Origin of the sequence: Motilimonas sp. E26 (assembly GCF_021278025.1) — a bacterium.
In the GTDB taxonomy this organism is placed as follows: Bacteria; Pseudomonadota; Gammaproteobacteria; order Enterobacterales; family CBDFNC01; genus Motilimonas.
The window spans coordinates 22058-41842 of the sequence record NZ_JAIBHJ010000012.1; the positions used below are offsets into that span (position 1 = coordinate 22058).

The 19785-nt window shown below is 42.9% G+C and carries 19 protein-coding genes; 10 read left to right on the forward strand and 9 right to left on the reverse strand.

Features of this window, described 5'->3' with window-relative positions:
- Together K1M91_RS11610 and pspF are read right to left on the reverse strand one after the other, a co-directional pair.
- Window positions 1–1596: an ABC transporter substrate-binding protein gene (locus K1M91_RS11610; RefSeq protein WP_232801927.1), complete on the reverse strand. Its 1596-nt coding sequence runs from the start codon at window positions 1594–1596 to the stop codon at window positions 1–3.
- Between the two features lie 226 nt (window positions 1597–1822).
- Window positions 1823–2803: a phage shock protein operon transcriptional activator gene (pspF, locus tag K1M91_RS11615; protein ID WP_232801928.1), complete on the reverse strand. Its 981-nt coding sequence runs from the start codon at window positions 2801–2803 to the stop codon at window positions 1823–1825.
- A gap of 206 nt (window positions 2804–3009) precedes the next feature.
- On the opposite strand from pspF, the gene pspA reads away from it, so the two are divergent.
- The 8 genes from pspA (at window position 3010) to K1M91_RS11655 (ending at window position 9283) form a co-directional block, all read left to right on the forward strand.
- Window positions 3010–3672, forward strand: a complete 663-nt coding sequence (gene pspA, locus K1M91_RS11620; RefSeq protein WP_232801929.1) for a phage shock protein PspA — start codon at window positions 3010–3012, stop codon at window positions 3670–3672.
- Between the two features lie 21 nt (window positions 3673–3693).
- Window positions 3694–3918 (forward strand): envelope stress response membrane protein PspB, encoded by a 225-nt coding sequence (gene pspB, locus K1M91_RS11625; protein ID WP_232801930.1) that lies wholly within the window; start codon window positions 3694–3696, stop codon window positions 3916–3918.
- On the forward strand, window positions 3918–4328 hold the full coding sequence (gene pspC / locus K1M91_RS11630) for an envelope stress response membrane protein PspC (protein ID WP_232801931.1): 411 nt from the start codon (window positions 3918–3920) through the stop codon (window positions 4326–4328). Before pspB ends, pspC begins: the two co-directional genes overlap by 1 nt.
- A gap of 94 nt (window positions 4329–4422) precedes the next feature.
- Window positions 4423–5820 (forward strand): YcjX family protein, encoded by a 1398-nt coding sequence (locus K1M91_RS11635; protein WP_232801932.1) that lies wholly within the window; start codon window positions 4423–4425, stop codon window positions 5818–5820.
- Window positions 5817–6830, forward strand: coding sequence for a TIGR01620 family protein (locus K1M91_RS11640; protein ID WP_232801933.1), 1014 nt, complete (start codon window positions 5817–5819; stop codon window positions 6828–6830). The genes K1M91_RS11635 and K1M91_RS11640 overlap by 4 nt, the downstream gene beginning before the upstream one ends.
- Before the next feature lie 9 nt (window positions 6831–6839).
- Entirely contained in the window at window positions 6840–7187 is a 348-nt protein-coding gene (locus tag K1M91_RS11645; protein ID WP_232801934.1) for a 4a-hydroxytetrahydrobiopterin dehydratase, read from the forward strand.
- 340 nt (window positions 7188–7527) lie between these two features.
- Window positions 7528–8490 (forward strand): fumarylacetoacetate hydrolase family protein, encoded by a 963-nt coding sequence (locus K1M91_RS11650; RefSeq protein WP_232801935.1) that lies wholly within the window; start codon window positions 7528–7530, stop codon window positions 8488–8490.
- A gap of 109 nt (window positions 8491–8599) precedes the next feature.
- On the forward strand, window positions 8600–9283 hold the full coding sequence (locus tag K1M91_RS11655; protein ID WP_232801936.1) for an ElyC/SanA/YdcF family protein: 684 nt from the start codon (window positions 8600–8602) through the stop codon (window positions 9281–9283).
- A gap of 200 nt (window positions 9284–9483) precedes the next feature.
- Here K1M91_RS11655 and K1M91_RS11660 read toward each other — a convergent pair whose 3' ends face one another.
- From K1M91_RS11660 to K1M91_RS11670, 3 genes are all read right to left on the reverse strand, one after another.
- Window positions 9484–10833, reverse strand: a complete 1350-nt coding sequence (locus K1M91_RS11660) for an anti-phage deoxyguanosine triphosphatase (RefSeq protein WP_232801937.1) — start codon at window positions 10831–10833, stop codon at window positions 9484–9486.
- Between the two features lie 37 nt (window positions 10834–10870).
- Window positions 10871–11464, reverse strand: coding sequence for a 5'-deoxynucleotidase (gene yfbR / locus K1M91_RS11665; RefSeq protein ID WP_232801938.1), 594 nt, complete (start codon window positions 11462–11464; stop codon window positions 10871–10873).
- 72 nt (window positions 11465–11536) lie between these two features.
- Window positions 11537–12751 (reverse strand): pyridoxal phosphate-dependent aminotransferase, encoded by a 1215-nt coding sequence (locus K1M91_RS11670; protein WP_232801939.1) that lies wholly within the window; start codon window positions 12749–12751, stop codon window positions 11537–11539.
- Between the two features lie 270 nt (window positions 12752–13021).
- Here K1M91_RS11670 and K1M91_RS11675 point away from each other — a divergent pair, with 270 nt between their 5' ends.
- On the forward strand, window positions 13022–13936 hold the full coding sequence (locus K1M91_RS11675; protein ID WP_232801940.1) for a LysR substrate-binding domain-containing protein: 915 nt from the start codon (window positions 13022–13024) through the stop codon (window positions 13934–13936).
- Between the two features lie 331 nt (window positions 13937–14267).
- Here K1M91_RS11675 and K1M91_RS11680 read toward each other — a convergent pair whose 3' ends face one another.
- A complete protein-coding gene (locus tag K1M91_RS11680) occupies window positions 14268–15353 on the reverse strand; it encodes a histidine kinase (protein ID WP_232801941.1) in 1086 nt (361 codons plus the stop codon).
- Between the two features lie 318 nt (window positions 15354–15671).
- Between K1M91_RS11680 and K1M91_RS11685 the strand changes: the two genes are divergently transcribed.
- Complete coding sequence (locus K1M91_RS11685) at window positions 15672–16421, forward strand: hypothetical protein (RefSeq protein WP_232801942.1); 750 nt, start codon at window positions 15672–15674, stop codon at window positions 16419–16421.
- Window positions 16422–16436: 15 nt separating this feature from the next.
- Here K1M91_RS11685 and K1M91_RS11690 read toward each other — a convergent pair whose 3' ends face one another.
- The 3 genes from K1M91_RS11690 to K1M91_RS11700 form a co-directional block, all read right to left on the reverse strand.
- Window positions 16437–16631, reverse strand: a complete 195-nt coding sequence (locus K1M91_RS11690) for a YaeP family protein (protein WP_232801943.1) — start codon at window positions 16629–16631, stop codon at window positions 16437–16439.
- A gap of 110 nt (window positions 16632–16741) precedes the next feature.
- Window positions 16742–17173, reverse strand: a complete 432-nt coding sequence (locus K1M91_RS11695; RefSeq protein WP_232801944.1) for a universal stress protein — start codon at window positions 17171–17173, stop codon at window positions 16742–16744.
- Between the two features lie 9 nt (window positions 17174–17182).
- Window positions 17183–19768, reverse strand: a complete 2586-nt coding sequence (locus tag K1M91_RS11700) for a TRAP transporter permease (RefSeq protein ID WP_232801945.1) — start codon at window positions 19766–19768, stop codon at window positions 17183–17185.
- Window positions 19769–19785: the final 17 nt, after the last annotated feature.

A 19785-nucleotide genomic window follows, 5' to 3' on the forward strand; every position in this document is an offset into this window, starting at 1 on the left:
TTAATTCCGGTATGCGCCTGCAAAATTAACTCCACCAAAAGGAGATGAGTTCAAGCTATGCACATCGCGACGATATGCTTGTAGCTGCAACGAATGAGCAATGGGCAATAAAGGCAACTCGTCACGTAAATGTGATTGAATCTCTCGATAAATACGAATTCTAGGCACCATGCGGTTGAGTTTGACAGCGCGGTTAATCAATCCGTCAAGCTCTGTTGAACACCAACGGCTGGTGTTGGTATGGTTTTCGATGGCATTGCAGCTAAATTGTGGACGAAAGAAGTTATCAGGATCACTGGTCACAGCACTCCAGCCACTCACTAAGGTATCGTATTTACCCATAATAATACTGTGTTGTAAAAGATGGGGCTCTTGCACAATAATTTCTGCATTTACGCCTATCTTACGTAAATCACGTTGGATAAATTCTGCTGTCTTAAACGAATTAGGGTTATAGGGCTCTGAGCCTGATGGCGTATAAATTGTTAAAGACAACGGTAATTTAACCCCACTTTCTTGTAATAATTGCCTTGCTTGCTTAGGCGAGTAAGCATAATCACTTAAATAGGGGTTGTACGCCCATGATGTGGGTGGCAGTAGTCCGTGTGCTGCAACGCCAGTATTAAAGTAGACAGCCTTAAGAATAGTATCTCGGTCAATTGCTGTAGCCAGTGCTTTTCTCACTTTTGGGTTGTCAAAAGGGGGTCTGTCGCTATTAAATGACCAAAACGACACTTTATAGCCAGTCTGAACATTCATCAACAAATCGGGATGGTTACTAATCACATTGGCTTGGCTGGCCGCTGGATAAGCCATGACATCACACTCACCGGTGATTAATTTTGCTAATCGTTTGGTCGGGCTAGGCGTAATATCAAACACCAGCTGTTGCATGGGGGCACCGCCTTCCCAGTAACCCCAATGACGCTCAAACCGAATGAGGTTATCCGGTAGAAATTGTTTAAATTTATACGGACCTGTGCCGACTGGTAGATGGTCAATTTGATTAAATTTGCCGGAATGTTGCAACTGCTGAGCGTATTCCGCCGACAAAACCACCGCAAACTCTGTTGCTAAATTAGCGAGTAAAGACGTATCGGGTCGATATAACTCAAATTCAACCTTATAAGGGCCTATCTTTTTAATACTTTTGATTAAACGAGAAAATTGCGTGTTATTAAAAAAAGGATATAAACCACCTGACACACTGTGAAAAGGGTGAGTTGGAAATAGCACGCGCTGAAAACTAAACACAACATCATCTGCATTCATGGTTCGCGTTGGCGTGAAATAAGGCGTGGAATGAAACTGAATATCTTGGCGTAACTCAAACTGATAGCTTAGCCCATCGCGGCTAACATGCCATTCACTTGCTAATCCTGCGGCAATAGTTTGGGTGCTCGGGTCTAACCTCACTAAGGTATTATAGAGTTGGCTAGAAATATCTAAACTGTCACCTGTTTGTGCCAGCTGAGGGTTAAAACTCGTAGGGCTACCATTTGAGCAGTAAACCAAACCAGTGCTTTGTACTTGGGTTTCCTGCTTACAGCTGGTTATTATTGGCAGCGTTAACAGTAAGGCAATCAATCGAATCATAGACTTCATGTCAAAGAAAAGGTTTAACAATGGCTAATGTACCATGGCTGGTGTTGGCAACCAAACGGATACAAGCGAATAGTAAATTTTGTAGAGCATATAAGGTAGTTTGAATATAATTAAGGCTTAGCTTCATATTAACCCCTTATAACTTGCTAAAAATAGTTCAACGGGCTTATCACCCCTGACGTATTCACTATTAGCAAGCTTAGTTACTCAAGCTTAGTTACTGAGTCATCGAGTATTTTTTTAGTAAGCCTCTTAGCTGATGGTAGCTGATACCAAGCACAATTGCAGCTTGACGTTGGTTGTATTGTGCGTGTTTCATTGCCTGTGAAATTAGATCTACCTCAAATTTTTCGCTTAATGCTTTAAAATCAATAGGAAAAACTAAGTTTTCTGTAGCTGAGTTATGTTCTTGGTGCGCTTTTGGTTGCCAAGGGGAAGCAAAAGGATCAAAAATAAGTTGTTTGACTGGCTTATCTAAGGCTGTTTGTCGGTAAATGCTGCGTTCAACCACGTTTTTAAGCTCGCGCACATTACCTGGCCAAGCATAAGCTTGCATTGAACGAATAGCTTGTGGTGTGAACCCAGCAAAAAAATCACGTTTCAATTCTTGGCAAATTTTCACCGCGAAATGTTCAGCTAACAAAATAATATCTTCTTGACGATGACGTAGTGGTGGCAGTGTGATGACGTCAAAGGCTAACCTATCGAGCAAATCAAAGCGAAACTTACCTTGGCGGGCCAAAGTAGGAAGATCTTCGTTAGTGGCGCATACTAAACGTACATCCGCATTGAGTGGCTGAGTGCCACCCACACGTTCGTAAGCACCGTATTCAATGACTCGTAGTAACTTTTCTTGCACTAACATTGGCGCCGTGGCTAGCTCATCTAGAAATAAAGTGCCACTGTCGGCGCGTTCAAAGCGGCCTTGATGGCGTTTTGCAGCCCCCGTAAAGGCCCCTGTCTCATGGCCAAAAAGCTCTGAATCCAATAAGTTTTCATTTAAAGCCGCGCAATTTAGGGAAAGGTAAGGTTTGTCCCAGCGTTTCGATAGGTAGTGAATACGGGCTGCTATCAGTTCTTTACCTGTGCCGCGCTCGCCAACAATTAATACGGGTTTATTTAGCGGCGCCACATAAGACACTTGTTCTAAGATACTGACAAACGCTTCTGATTCACCGATAAGATTATCTGACTTCATAATTAGTGGTCAATATTGCTAATAGTTGGTTAAATTTATCATGTTGTTATTATTGCTTACTAGCCTTAATGTATTTATTTCTTAATAATCAGGCAATTAGATTTTTTGTTTAAGTTGGCACACCAATTGCTAATTAAAGAGCATGTAACAGTTAGACTAGTCGCATGTTGCGATGTTACATACTCAATAATTTATTTGGAGGATTTATGGGTGTATTTTCAAGAATAGCTGACATTATCAATGCAAACGTTACGTCAATCTTAGATAAGGCGGAAGATCCAGCGAAAATGATCCGTTTGATCATTCAAGAAATGGAAGATACCTTAGTTGAAGTACGCTCTACTTCTGCACGCGTACTGGCTGAAAAGAAAGACCTAACCCGTAAAATAGCACGCCTTGAGGCGACGCAACAAGATTGGCAAGATAAGGCTGAGCTTGCTTTGCGTAAAGACCGTGAAGATTTAGCCAAAGCGGCCTTACTAGAAAAACAAAAGCTTAACGAATTGAAAGAGGCGCTAGACCAAGAGTTAATCGCAAATGATGAAGCGCTAACGCGTCTATCTTCTGAAATTACGCAGCTTGAGCAAAAGTTACAAGAAACGCGTGCGAAGCAAAAAAGCATTGAGCTACGTCATCGTGCTGCCAATGGTCGCCTAGATGTCAAAAAGCAACTAGATGGCCAAAAAGTCGCACGTACGATGGAGCGTTTTGACCAATTTGAACGCCGTATCGATGAGTTAAATAGTAAGGCTGATGCTTATGACATTGGCGGTAAGCCTGAACTAAAAGATGAGTTTGCTGAGCTACAAGCTGATGATGAAATCAGTAAACAGCTTGCTGAGCTTAAAAAGAAAATTAATAACGCTTAATGATTCGTAAAGGGGAATAATATGTCTGGTTTTATGGTGGTTCCTATCATTGTCTTTTTAGTCATAGTGGCACCTTTATGGCTCATATTGCACTATCGTAGTCGCAAGCAACTCGGTGAAGGCCTATCGGTTCAAGAAACGGCACAACTGAATCAATTAATTGAACGTGCTGAAAAGCTACAACAACGGGTGCATACATTAGAGTCCATATTAGATGTTGAGGCACCGAGCTGGAGAAACCAATAATGAACCAGTCATCAAAACACCTTTATCGTGATCCCAAAGCAGGGAAGGTTGCCGGCGTTTGTATTGGTCTGGCTGACTACTTTAATATGGAAGTGTGGCTCGTACGTATTATTGTTATCAGTATTTTTTTGTTTAACTTTCCACTTGCTGCACTGGGTTATGGTGCGGCTTGGTTGATGCTAGACAAGAAACCAGATGGCTCAATGGCACAACCAGAGTACAACGAGTCGAGTTACCAAAAATCACATATTCATGTTAAGTCTAAGGTTTGGCAAAGTGGTGAGTTACCCAAACAGGCCCTTGCTGAAATAAGTCAAGTGTTTGATAAATTGGAAAGTAAAATAGGTCAAATGGAAAAAGTGGTGACCTCAGATTCGTTTAAGGTCGATCGCGAAATTAACCGTCTTTAATCTTCCTGCTGTTTCAGCCTAGGCGTCTAGTCTAGGCTGATTTTTTCATTTTGTAAGAGAGCATTTCATGTCCATGGTATCCAAAGCTTCCCTGATGAGTTTAAAACGTGGCGCGAAAGATTTAGTTAATCGCAGCCTCGATCGCCATGTTAAATTAGCAGTCACTGGTTTAAGTCGAGCCGGTAAGACAGCTTTTATCACGGCCTTGGTCGATCATCTATTGCAAGGGCCTGTCCATCATCAGTTACCCCTTTGGCAAGTGGCACGAGAAGGACGTTTTTTAGGTGCTCAAAAAGTCCCACAAGCGCACTTTCATATTCCTAGTTTTAAGTATGAGCAAGGCATAAAAGCATTGCGTAGTGATGTGCCGCATTGGCCAGCGCCTACTGAAGGAGTCAGTGAAATTCGCCTTAAAATAAAGTATCGCCCTGAGTCATTGTTGTGGCGAAATATTAATCAAACAGCCGATTTAACGCTGGATATAGTCGATTATCCAGGGGAGTGGCTACTTGATTTACCGCTGCTACAAATGACATTTGAGCAGTGGAGCGAGCATATGATGCAAACGCTTGAAGAGCCAGCAAGAGCTGAACTGGCGAAAGATTGGCTGAACATTGGCGGTCAGCTTGACCCCCTTGCTGAAGCTGATGAGCAGCAAATTGCACGTATCAGTCAGGCTTATACGGACTTTTTATTACGCAGTAAGTCAGAGCTAGGCTTACATCATATTCAGCCTGGGCGTTTTGTGCTTCCTGGCGAGCTGCAAGGGGCCCCTTTGTTGTCTTTCTTTCCTTTCGTTTGGCGTCAGGGGCTGGAAGTTAACCCAGAGCAAGGACCGAAAAATTGTGCTTATAAAATGCTGAAATCCCGTTATGAGCATTACCAAGAGCACGTGGTGAAACAATTTTATGATCAGCACTTTGTGCATTTTGATCGGCAAATTGTGTTATTGGATTGCTTGACGCCTCTTAATGCGGGGCGACAAAGCTTTCAAGATATGCAAACAGCAATTGAGCAAATTCTACAGAGCTTTAACTATGGCCAAACCGGATTATTAAGACGGCTATTTTCGCCCAAAATTGACAAGTTGGTTTTTGCTGCAAGTAAAGCCGATCATGTGACGCCAGATCAGCATGAAAATTTATTAAGCTTATTGTCTCAGTTGGTGGTGAATGGCCAGCGCGAAGTGGCTTTTTCTGGCATCGAAAGTCACAGTATTGCTATTGCGTCGGTTAAAGCCACTCAAGCGGGCAGTGTTGATTATCAAGGTGCCCCACATCCTGCTTTGACTGGCAATGTATTAGGGCAGGATGAGTTAATTACTCTGTATCCTGGTGAAGTGCCGGCCGATCTCCCGCAACAATCTTTTTGGCAAGGCCAAGGTTTTGATTTTGTAAACTTTGCTCCGCAAAAAATCGAGCCAAATAAACCCATGCCGCATATTCGGATGGACTTAGCAATAGAGCATTTATTAGGAGATAAATTCCTATGACAAACAAGAGTAAAGTGAATGGCAAAATTATTTTCTCATCACCCGAAGCAGATCCCGTTGCCGCTGATATTTTGCCCCAACAAGTATTTGATAAAGAACAATTTGTACCCGAAGCGCCTACGGTTGAAGGGGATACTCTATTAGATGCTGCCTTACAACCAAAAAAAGCCAATTGGTGGCTACGTTTTGGTTTGTTTGGTGCGATGGCTGCGGCGACATGGGAAAGTGTTTCTTGGCTAACATCCACTTTAGCGCATTCGCCCTTAACGGGCATGGTTTACAGCGCTATTGTGGTTTGCTTATTCGTTGCGCTATTGAAACTTGTCGTCAGTGAGCTCAGCAAATTAAATCGCCTAAGGCAAACGCAAAAACTACAAGGCCAAGCCAATACACTTGATTTGCAAGCCAGTGACGGTGCTTATGTATACTGCCAGCAGTTGGCTAAACTGAGCAAACAACTCGATTCGCCTAGCTATATCGCTTGGCAAAATCAACTCAGTGATAGTCACAACAACCAAGAAGTGTTGGATTTATATCGCCATCATGTGTTATCGGTACAAGATGCTCAAGCCAAGCAAGCGGTCACCAAGTGGTCGGGTGAAGCGGCATTATTGGTGGCAATAAGTCCTTTAGCGCTGGTGGATATGCTGATCATTTTATGGCGCAATAGCAAAATGATTGAAGCGGTTGCGCACATATATGGGATTGAGCTCGGTTATTTAAGCCGCCTTAAATTATTTAAAATGGTACTGACTAATATGGTATTTGCAGCGGGAGTGGAAGTGGCTACTGACCTTGGCTCTGATATCTTAGGTGCTGAAGTAGCAGGTTTAGTTTCAGCCAGGGCTGCTCAAGGCGTTGGCGCTGGACTGATTACCGCGCGATTAGGCTTTAAAGCCATTCAATTGTGCCGTCCTGTACCATGGTTAAAAGAAGAGCGACCAAAGGCGAAAGATGTCAGAATGAGCCTAATTCAAAAACTTAAATCGTCACTTAAATCGGTAGTTTAAGAGGTAATTATGACCCCTTTACATCAGCAAATCTGCCAAGCCTGTATGCCTGACTCTTCCCCTGTTATGGATGATCAGCGAACCTCTTTAATGTCACAGCTGCCTGACTGGCAATGTCTGTTACAGGATAATATTTGGCAATTAAAAAAAAGTTATCGATTCAGTAACTACAGCCAAGCAATGGCTTTTGCAAATCAGGTTGCGGAGCTGGCAGAGCAAATGCAGCACCATCCCGCGTTATTAATTGAGTGGGGGCGGGTGGATGTATATTGGTGGACCCATAGTATTGCAAACCTACACTACAACGATTTTATTATGGCGGCGAAAACCGACCTGCTAAATGTGAATAGCGGTTAGCCCAGTAAGCCCCAAGTATCTATACCCAAGTTACCTCTACAGCGAGAATTTGTTGGTTGTTAGGCACGACGCTGATTTGAGGCATAGTTATTCTAAGCGGAGAATCATTACTCCAATCAATTTGGCGATGCTTGACTTCAGCAAGGGTTGACAGGCGCTTAGACAGGTAATGCTTGTGGAACAAGATTGCATTATATGCAGTGCATAACATGCTAAAGTTTGACGCTAAAGTGAATTGAGTTTGATTAAGTTGAAATTATCTTAGTGTATTAATTAGCATCGCAAGTCACATTTTCCGTCTAGTATTAAACAATGTATTGATGGTGCTAGGGGCTTTGGTATGAAACTAGCTAGCTTGAATGATGGATCTCGCTATGGCCGTTTAGTCGTGGTGAGTCAAGATTTACGGCGGGCTAAATTTGTCGGCATTCTAGCACCAAATCTACCAGCAGCCATGGACGACTGGGATACTGTCGCACCTTTATTACACATGATATATCATGAACTCAATCAGGGGCCTATTTCAGGTTCATTCGAGTTAATGCTTTCCCAATGCATTGCCCCAATGACTCAGCCGTTTGAACACTTTCACGCTTTTAATTATCGGCCCTACCTTAAACTGTTAGAGCACTTAAGCGAAACAACATTGACCGACCTGCCGCCGATTATCTCGATGCCGAGCCAAATTTTAATCGGGGCCCATGAAGACCTACACATTGCAACCACCGCCGCTTTAGATTTTTCCGCGCAAATTAGTGTTATCACTGGACCCATTGCTAGCGGTGAATCTGCAGCAGGGTGCCTTGATTTTATCCGCCTGATTAGTTTACAAAATCAATATTACAACCCTGTACTATTAGCTAAGGAATTAACGCTAGGGTGGGGGATCCGCCAAGGTATGATGAGAACCGTATCTGCGCCTATTTTAGTGACGCCTGATGAATTAGGCGAGTTTTGGCATGAGGGCATAATGAGTTTGCCTATCATAACCAAGTTTAATGGCAAGCCTTTTGCCGCATTAAACCCAAAGCAAGACACTATCAACCATTTTGGTGAGTTGTTAGCTAAGGTCGTTGAGTTTTCGCCTTTGTCTGCGGGGGCGATGATGAGTGCAGGCCCCATTATGAATCAATCACAATTAACAGGACCCGCAAATTTATGGTCACGCGCGATGACCAGCAAGGGAGAGGATAAAACAACCGAATACCTAAAAGGAGATGATAAAATAGAAATGTATGTGCAGGACAGCGCGGGTCGAAATCTATTTGGTGGTATAAAACAATATATTCGTTTTTCTGATTAATTGCTGCCCTAGATGGATTCTCTTCTCAACTGTCGGTCTCAGGTTAAAATCAGTTTATAATGGCTAAACAAACGGTTATGATTTGTTTTTTGACTCTAGGGCGGTGCCATTGGCTAAACGAATTCGCCAGTTTTTTATTATCATGTTGGCCCTCACTGTTACGACAATAGTGGTCTTGGCCAGCCTAGATCTTTATGTCTCTTTCGTTGCAAATAATAGAGTTTACACCGATGTTGCTGAAATCCCCCACCGACCCGTCGCTTTGGTATTGGGAACCAGTAAGTACATAGGTAAGCGAATCAATCACTTTTATCCTCCTCGCCTTGATGCCGCCCAGTCACTCTTTAAGCATAATAAAGTTCAAGCTGTGATCGTTAGCGGCGATAACGCGACACGATATTATAATGAGCCACAGACGATGGCTAATGATTTAGTGAGAGCCGGCGTACCAAGGCGCTACGTAGTGAAAGATTATGCTGGGTTTCGTACCTTAGATTCAGTGGTAAGAGCCAAGCTTATCTTTGGCCAAGAGGCCTTAACCATCGTTAGTCAGCGATTTCATTGTGAGCGCGCAATCTATATTGCCCGCGCTATCGACATCGATGCCTTATGTTTAAGTGCCGATGATGCCCAAGGGCTAGGAGCAATAAAGATCCGTTTGCGAGAAGTATTAGCGAGAGCAAAGGCGGTGCTGGATATTAATATTTTAAACAAGCAGCCAAAATTTTTAGGAGAACTTGAGACGGTGATTTTAAGAGCGTCACCGCCGCGTAGTCAGTATGAAAATCCATAGTGATACCTTATTAGTTAACCTGAATCTTAGATAAACGAAATAGCATGCTTTCCTGCAAAAACGCTGTGAATATGTCCCTATACGCTTTGCGTTTTCATCCCTGAAAACGAAATTTTGCCGTAAAACATACTTTATCTGGCAACGTTGGGCCTAAACAGAACTGAGGTTAGTTAACCCGAATTGTGGCTCAATTAAATTGATTAACCCGGTTGATAAGGCATCCCTAATGAATGCGCACTAAAAAGGCTGCTGTGTAAGCGTACTGCATGCCCATCTGTCATCCCAGAAATGTAATCCGCTATCACGCGATAGCCTGAATGGCCAAGGGCGCGCGCTAATTGCCAACGCGCTTTGGTGTCATTAGGTAGCAAACGCTCAGGGTCACCAGCAAACGCTTCAAATAACTCCATGACAATCTGTTGCCCCTTGTATTCCATGATCTGTAACTCCGTTTTTTGGATTACAAAGTGCAACACAAATTGTTTTAAAACTTCTAGCACTTGCTCCATATCGGGGTTAAGCCAAGCATTGTAAGCAAGTAAGGGCTCACTGAAATGTGTCGCGATGGGCTTTATTTCAACTGAAGTAATCAAGGCGTTAACTAATGCGCCTATGGCATCTTTACGCAGATATTGATGAGATGAAAATAGCTGTTCAGTTAACAGGTTGATATCTTTTGCCAACCAAAAACCTTCTATATCTGCTAGTTTACAAGCGACTTGTTCTTGCCATAAACGTTTGTTCACGATACCCATTGCAATAGCGTCTTCTAGGTCATGGATGCCATAAGCAAAATCATCGGCCAGTTCCATAATGGAGCAATCAATCGACTTATATCGGGTTTTCAAGTGTCGCTCGCCCGGTTTTTGCTCTCTAGTAGTGGCAAACAGTACACGGTCAGCGTCGCTCAAAGGTGCTAGAACCCAGTCGAGAATTTGCTTATCATCATCATAAATTCCTTTAGCCGGAGACCATTCACTGGCTTTTAGTTGACGAAAGTTAGTGGGTTGTTCAGGTAGTGTTTTTCCGCGGATTTGGCTAATCAAGGCAGGGTATTTTAATAGTCCTAGTAAACTTCGGCGCGCCAAGTTCATGCCATTTTCTGGGGTATAAGGCTCCAGTTTAGTGACAATCCGTAACGTTTGCCCGTTACCTTCAAAACCACCATGCTCACGCATCATATAATTGAGCGCAACTTCACCGCCATGCCCATAGGGTGGGTGGCCTATATCGTGACTCAAGCAAATCGCTTCAATTAAGCTGGTAGAGGGTAACAGTGAGGAAAACGCTGGTTGCTTTTGCTTTAGTTGGGCAACAATGCCGGTGCCAATTTGCGATACTTCTAAGGAGTGAGTCAGGCGCGTGCGATAAAAATCATTGGTTCCGGTGCCTAGTACTTGGGTTTTGGACTGCAGCCGCCTAAAAGCTGCGCTATGTAGAATACGCGCGCGGTCTCGTTGATAGGGACTGCGATGATCCAAACGTCTTTTTTTATTCTCCTCATTGCCTAGGCGCTCATCCCATTGAGGTGAAATCTCAAAATTTGTCATATTGGTTTTCCCAATTTAAATGAGTCATGAATAACAGCTAGAGTTGAGTATCTTCGCTAATTTCATCTAATGTCAGCTCAAAGCTAGGCAAAAAACGCTCAACAAAGTAGGCCATTTCAGGTGTCTGACGTTGTGCAATAATGGCTTCTAAGCGGCGTTTCGCCAGTTCAAATTCATGGTTGCCTGCTGATAGCTCTTCAAGGCACTTTATGTATGCACATAAGGTATCCGCGTCTTTAACTAAGGTTTTATATTCGGCATCAATAGCGTGACTATCGAGTAAGGGCTCAAAAGCAGGTTTTAGTTCTTCTGGTAACATATTGAGTAGCTTTTGCTCGGCAAATGACTCAATTTTCTTATATTCTTTGGCTATGTCGGGATTAAAATATTTAACTGGGGTGGGTAAATCGCCGGTGATCACTTCTGTTGCATCGTGGTACAGGGCGAGAACGGCAGCCTGTGCCGGATCTAATTGGCCGCCAAAAAGGGTGTTTTTGATTAAAGCAAGTAAATGCACCACCATCGCTACTTGCTGACTGTGCTCTGCTACATTTTCTGATTCGATATTGCGCATCAGTGGCCAGCGGTGAATTAACTTCATGCGCGCCATATGAGCAAAAAAATGACTCATTACCTCTCCTTAAAGGGCAGAAATGCGCATCACATTTCTGCTACAACATATTATCTAGCAATGATATTTAGGCTATTGTTTGTAGCTATCCAAAAAGCGAGCCATACGTGAAATAGAGGTCTCTAGGTCGACAACATTAGGCAGGAAAACTAAGCGAAAATGATCCGGTTTATGCCAGTTAAATCCCGTTCCTTGTACTAACAATATCTTTTCTTTCAATAGTAAATCCAGGACAAACTGTTGATCGTCTTTGATGTTAAATTTTTTCTGGTCCAGTTTTGGAAACAAATACATGGCACCATCAGGCTTGGTACAAGAAAGGCCCGGAATATCGTTAATTAAGCGCCATGCTACTTCTCGTTGCTCATACAAGCGACCACCAGGTACGATAAGCTCGTTAATGCTTTGATAGCCTCCTAATGCAGTTTGCACCGCATGTTGCATTGGTACATTTGAGCACAGTCGCATCGAGGCGAGCATGTCTAGTCCGCTAATGTAATCTTTTGCTTGGGCTTTGGCGCCACTGATCATCATCCAACCAACGCGGAAACCGCACACTCGGTACGCTTTGGATAAACCGTTAAAAGTCACAATCAGTAAATCATCAGCCAGTGTACAAAGTGGAATATGCTCAGCGTCGTCGTAAATGATCTTGGAATAAATTTCATCAGCGAAGACAACTAAGTTGTGCTCACGTGCTATTTGCAACACTTGTTCAAGTAATGCTCGGCTATAAACTGCGCCTGTTGGGTTGTTGGGATTGATCAGTACAATCGCTTTCGTGCGCGGTGATATTTTACTTTTAATGTCATCTAAATCTGGAAACCAATTTGCTTCTTCATCACAAATGTAATGCACTGGGTGCCCACCGGCCAAGGTAACGGCCGCCGTCCACAGTGGATAATCAGGCGACGGTACCAGTAATTCATCACCGTTATTGAGCAGCGCTTGCATAGCCATCACGATCAATTCACTGACGCCATTGCCCATATATATATCATCGACATCAACATTCTTCATGCCTTGTTGTTGATAAAATTGGACCACGGCTTTACGGGCTGAAAATAGGCCTTTTGAATCACAATAACCTTGGCTTTGGGGCAAGTTTTGCAGCACGTCCATAACAATTTCATCAGGCGCTTCAAAGCCAAATGGGGCGGGGTTACCAATATTGAGTTTTAAAACTTTGTGGCCTTCGTCTTCTAGCCTTTTTGCGTGTTTTAAAACAGGCCCGCGAATGTCGTAACAAACGTTATCAAGTTTCTGTGATTTGTTAATAGAAAACATTTAATGGAAGCTCTACTTAATGATGAATCCGATGTTTATTCAAATTACCTGATTATGGCGCCAGAATAAACTGTTTAGGGTGTGAAAAATGGTTAGTTAAATCTGTTTATTGGGTTTTTATTGGACTAGGTGGACCAAAAGTGTCGTAACATGTTCTGTGGAGCGATCTCCACGCGGACGGTTCAATTTGTTTCGTCTAGTTATTCACTAGTAAATACAATAAAATGAAACAAATTCATGCTTTTCTACTTTAATTGAGGTTTTCTTCAAGTGATAGAAATCAAGCACCTTAATACTCTGGTCGCCCTGCGCCGTTGTGGCTCTTTGGTTGAGGCAGCCGAACGGCTATTTTTAACGCAATCCGCTTTATCTCATCAGATTAAGGATTTGGAAGATAAGCTTAATACTAGGTTATTTATACGCAAAACACGGCCTATTCGGTTTACTGTCGCGGGACAGCGTTTGCTCACTTTAGCGGATGATATTTTACCTAATTTGGCCAGTGCGGAGCGAGACATTAGTCGCTTAAATGCCGGAGAAGCAGGCCGACTTCATATGGCGATTGAGTGCCACTCTTGCTTTCAATGGTTGATGCCTGCCATCGATAAATTCAGAGATAGCTGGCCTGAGGTGGAGTTAGATTTGAGTAGTGGCTTTAGTTTTGCACCATTGCCTGCGTTAGCGCGAGGCGATTTAGATTTGGTTGTTACCTCTGACCCGAAAGAAATTACTGGATTACGCTATATACCTTTGTTCAGTTACCAGCCCATGTTAGCGATTAGCCGTCATCATACGCTCGCGAGTAAAGCGTTTGTTGAACCAGAAGACATCGCTAATGAGATATTGATTACTTACCCCGTTGAGACAGACCGTTTAGATATATTTAGTCTATTCCTTGATCCCGCAGGAGTTGAGCCAACGGGAATAAGGCAAGCTGATATGACGATTATGATGCTGCAATTAGTGGCGAGTGGTAGAGGCGTGGCGGCCTTGCCTAATTGGGCGTTGACCGAATATCTCGAGCGTGATTATGTGTTAGCTAAGCCATTAGGCAAAGAGGGATTATGGAATACCTTGTATGCTGCCATTCGTGAAGAGCAAGCCGATTTGCCCTTTATGAGCGATTTCCTAAAAACGGCGGTAACATCAAGCTTTGATAACTTAAAAGGCATCAAGCGCGTTTAGAATAAATCATTAAGCTGAGTGGACTGGACTAATTGATTGATGTTGGAAAATGCGAGTGGTGTAAAATATACGCTATTGGTGCAAAAATACGCTAAATCTGAATCGGGCTGGGATAACGAGCCAAGATGTGTGGTGATGACTGTCATGATGACCGTACTTAAACGATTAAACAAAAATACTGATCAGTTCGGTTGGAAGTTGGTATTTAAGCAGATAATAAGATTCGGTCTCTAACTTGGGTTAAAGCACTAAAGTGAAAAGTACACTGATGCTTATCTCCCTAACAAATAGTATTCAATTCTTCGCATTCAGCCTAAATTTCTTCGTCAATTTAAGTTGTTTCAGTATGCTCTGTTGGCGCAGTTAATAATGGCATATATAGTTCAGAGGTAACACCGCCAGACATATTTTCACGAATCACAAGTTTACCTTTATCGCCGAATAAACTATTAATGCGGTTGCGAATATTATTTAGTGCTATGCCATTGCCCTTGGTATGACTGATGGAAAACCCAACACCATTATCTTTTATAGCAATACAGAGTTGCTCATTAATTTTTGCAAAACTGACTTTTATTTCGCCACCTTGTGGTCTTGGACCGATACCATGTTTGACGGCATTTTCAACCAAAGGTTGCACCAACAGTGGTGGGATATGAGTATCTTCAGGTAAGTGCTCACTGATTTCTATTTGAAAGTCTAGACGTTCACCTAAACGTATTTTTTGGATCGATAAGTAAGACTTAATGAAGGTGACTTCATCATTTATTTGTATTTTGTCTTGACGAGTTTTGGTTAAACTTTGTCTCAGCAAATCAGTCAAATTAGTCAATAGTTGGCTTGCTACTTCTGGTTGATGAAATATCATGGCTTGTATATTGGCTAAGGTATTGAATAAAAAATGCGGCTCAATTTGGCTTTGCAGCATCTTTAGTTGGCTTTCAATTAGTGCTTTTTCTTGATTCGCCTTTTGTAATTGGGCTTCACTCAACTTATGTTGAATTAAAACTGTTTTATCTCGGCTGTGAAAAAAGAAAGTAACAACAGCGCCAATAGAAAGGGAAATAACAGCCGCCTTAAAAATACGGTCGCTGAGGAAGCTTGTTGAATGGCCATAGAAATTAATCAATAGAATATAGGTTAAGATGGCGCCGATCGCCATACCGACACAGACAATGATACTTGTTTTGAACATGCGAGCTGCAAAAGGGTAGTAAGCATCAACTAATACAGCAACGAAAATACATGACATACTAAAGCTATGTGCGATAAGCGCACTTAGGGTAAAACTGGCGCTGATTTCCGTGAGTTTTAAGATCAGAGCAATAGTAAATGCGACTAAGCTAGAGATAACACAATCGGTTATCACACCTTTAACGCGTAATTTACCTGTCTCATTGTCGAGTCTAAATGACATATTTAAAAAACCAGTTAAAAAAACGAGAGAAGTCGAAATGAGCTTAGTTACAGAAGTCCGAATATGGTTAGTATTCACACACCCTGATATCTATTAAATATAATGTTTATGTTATCAACTATCCTGAATGAGTGACAGCTAAAACTGAACGAAAGTATTGTTTTCCTCAATATCAGATGGTTAAGCTAAAAAAATAGTGCAAACAGTGGCTTGCCTTTGTGTTTTGAATCACAAAGTGAGTAAAAAAATTATAGGTAACAGGCGAGGTCTGGCAATATTAGCTTGAGCCCGCGTCGATATGGAAGCGACAATTACATAATGAAATTCTTACGTCTTTATTTTTTCATATTATCACTGCTGTTAACCACGCCAGCTATGGCGTCGTTTTATCAGTGTGATTTTGGTGATAAAGTCGTTTTTTCAAGCCAACCTTGTGATTTAGACGTGGCTGAGCCCTCTTACGAGCAAGAGCGAAAGAAGACTCAAAAGCGCAAAGATGCTAGCCGAGAGTATTTAACGGTGGGGGTTTTTCCCGGTTGGGGAAGTTGGCAAAAAATTAAAGATGAGCGTTTGGGGAGCTTTCGCGAAATAGAACATATCCCTGAGGGCCAAAGTCAGTTTAATTACAGTGATCTACTTAATGAGCAATGGCTAACGGCCTTACCCAAAAGCATGCCGGCAGAACGTTTTGCAACGTCACTGAAAGATATAGTCAACAGTGTGTGCGATGGATCTGTTAATGAGCCCATCTATGCGGATACTGAGTATAATATTGGTGTCGCGTACGGTAAGTATTATTGTGGACGTCGCCGTGGTACTGAACAAGGTGTTATTGCTTATTTTAAAGCCATCAGAGGTAAAGAAGCGATTTACTTAATCACGCGTGAGTGGCGTGTAGCCCCCTTTGATGTGACAGCCATTTCTATTGAACGACTGAAACAAGACATTTTCACCGATCGACAGTCGCTGCGCGAATTTGAAAGTGCAGCGAGACAAACAGAGTTATATCTTAAGCAGCAAACGTTTGTATGCCCAATTGGGGACTTTAGCAAACGTTGCCGCGGTTAGGCACACCAGTTTACCCTAATCCTGATGATCACTTAAATGTAAATTTGCCGCGGCAAATGCAGCTTTATTTCTTACCGCTTCGGGTAATGATTCATCTCTTACTATTTCATCTAATGTTTTAATTGCGCAGTTGACTGCTTTACTGACGTAGCCAATATCGCCACTGGCAATTTGACTAATGGTTTCACGTGTTTTGTTCGATAATTCCATGCTATTTCCTATCTGTTTACAACAGAGATATCGCGTGTCTGCGTTGTGCTATTTAAACTGGCAACCATTATGCTGCCAGTTTTAGGTTTTTTACATTGTTATAAAGCAAATTATGGCTTAATGACCATTACATCTATTGGTGCACGCTCAACAACTTTAGCCGCCACTGAGCCCAATACCGCTTTATTGAGCTTAGAGCGTTTATGGCTAGGCATAATGATCAAGTCAATTTGTTGCTCGTGGGCGTAAGTTAATATTTGCTTGTAGGGCTTGCCTTGACCTACGTGAACAACAACATCCAGCTCATCAGGAATTTTTTCCTCGGCAAATGCTTTTAATTGAGCTCTAGTATCATTTGCCATGGCTTTAATCGCTGACTCCGGAAAGTAGGATGCCACCATTGGCATATTCATTCCTGGCAATATCGTTAGTAAAAACAATTTAGCTTGGCTTTGTTTTGCCTGCCAGATTGCGGTTTTTAAGGCCTTGTCTGAAAAACCTGTGGCGTTTAAGTCGACGGGTACCAGTATATTTTTATACATCATCATTCCTTATGCTGTTTGTGCCGTTTCACGGCGGCGCTTAAGTTGTCCCATCGCCATTAACCCTAATAACAGCAAGGCTGGAATATACATCCATTCCTTTGCTGGACGTTCAAGGGGCTTTTCAATACTCTCTATGACCCAATCGAAATCAATCCCCTCTTGTTGTGCTGGGCTATCAAACTCAACAAAATCGACAATGGTCTGACCATTTTCCTGTCGTAAGTTTAACCCCGTACTGAGTATGCGCTGCTCTGGAGTTTCAGCTGTTTCGGCAAACGGTAAGCGCACGATTTTACTGATTTGATCGCCGTCGAGAGACTCTCCCGAAACACGAAGTTGTAGAGGCTGATTAGTTGGTAGTTCGCCAACCACTTGATTGAGTTGTGTTGCTGTAACTTGTTCACTCGGCGGATAAATTTCATCCCACCAAAAGCCTGGACGAAATAAGGTAAAGGCGACTAATAATAAGCCTAGCACTTCCCACCATTTAGTTTTAACCAGCCAAAAACCCTGCGTTGCAGCAGCAAAGGCGAGCATAGCCACCGTTGCACTAAAAATAGTGCCAGCCAAATGCCACCAGCTATCTATGCCGATTAATAATAGCTGAGTATTAAAAATAAACATAAATGGTAAAATCGCGGTGCGAATATCGTAGGTGAAACCTTGGATACCTGTCTTGATGGGATCGGATTTGGCAATGGCCGCTGCAGCAAACGCTGCTAAACCCACTGGCGGTGTATCATCTGCCAAAATACCAAAATAGAACACGAATAGGTGTACCGCAATTAAAGGAACGATTAGGCCAGCGTTAGCGCCTAATGTCACAATTACCGGCGCCATGAGCGTAGATACTACGATGTAGTTCGCTGTGGTTGGTAAACCCATGCCTAAAATTAAGCTGATAATGGCGGTAAACAACAATATCAAAAATAGATTGCCGCCTGAGATGAATTCAACGAACTCTGTCATCACCAAGCCAATACCTGTGAGCGTCACTGTACCGACAACAATACCGGCCGCAGCTGTGGCAACGCCAATACCTATCATGTTACGAGAGCCACTAACTAAGCTTTCAAATAGATCCACCAAGCCGAGCTTAACCGTTTTAGGTAAAGTAGATTGCTGTCTAAAAAAAGCTTTCAGCGGGCGATGTGTAACCACAATAAACATCATAAATACCGTGGCCCAAAATGCAGATAAGCCGGGCGAGAAGCGCTCAACCACTAAACACCAAATTAATGCCACAATAGGTAACAGGTAATAGAGGCCTGAAACAATGGTACTGCCTAATGGCGGGATCAGTACTTCCTTCTCATTGGGATCATCAATGGCCAGATCATCATTCTTGGCAGAGACATAAACTAAACCAGCGTAGGCAATGATGGTGACACTCGCAATCACTAATGCTGCGAAGTCTCCGAGTAATGCCTTACTCCATGAAATAAAGTAAAACACTAGTGCGCCAAAGCCAGCAGCCATTAACAAGCCAGTTAGTAATACAAACAGAAATTGCGCGGTTGTAAGCTTATTTGGCCCCTCTAAGCCTTTCATATTAGCTTTAAGGGCCTCGAGATGTACGATATATATAAGCGCGATATATGAAATTAATGCTGGCAAAATGGCGTGCTTGATCACGTCAACATAAGGAATGCCAACATATTCCACCATTAAGAAAGCAGCCGCGCCCATAATCGGTGGTGTTAACTGACCGTTGGTCGATGCCGCTACTTCTACCGCTCCCGCCTTTTCTGCCGGAAAGCCGACTCGTTTCATTAAGGGAATGGTAAAGGTACCCGTGGTGACCACGTTGGCAATGGATGAGCCTGATACTAGGCCGCTTAAGCCAGAAGCAACCACCGCCGCTTTGGCTGGGCCGCCGCGCATGTGGCCTAATAATGAAAATGCGACTTTAATAAAATAATTACCCGCACCCGCTTTATCCAGTAGGGCACCAAATAATACAAACATAAATACAAAGGAGGTGGACACACCCAATGCTACGCCAAATACGCCTTCCGTGGTAAGCCACTGATGTGAAATGAGTTTGTTTAAGCTGGCGCCTTTATGGGCAATGATATCTGGCATATAAGGGCCGGCGAGAGCATAGGTTAAAAATACCGCTGCAACTATCATTAATGGTGGGCCAAGGGCTCTGCGTGTCGCTTCCAGCAACAGTAACATACCCATTACACCCGCAGCCACGTCAATGGTTGTCGGCGCACCAGAGCGGTTAGCTATTTCTTCATAAAATAGTAACAAGTAAGAAGCACAAAAAGCGCCAACAAGAGCAAACAGCCAATCTTGCCACGGAATATGATTACGGGGTGAGCTTTTTAACGCTGGGTAAGCGGTGAAGGCAAGAAACACAGCAAACGCTAAGTGAATTGAGCGCGCTTGGGTATCATTGAGCACCAAAAAATTAAGCATAAATGGCAGCGGTGACGCATACCAAAGTTGAAATAGCGCCCATAAAAAAGGTACAGCAAGCAAAATTTTGCCTGCGTTACCTATGGGTTGACGCGCCCCTGTGTCAGATTGAGCTAGCATTTCCTGCAGCTCGAGCTCGGTATCGGTTTTTAACGACGTGGCCATTGAGCCCCCTATGGCGA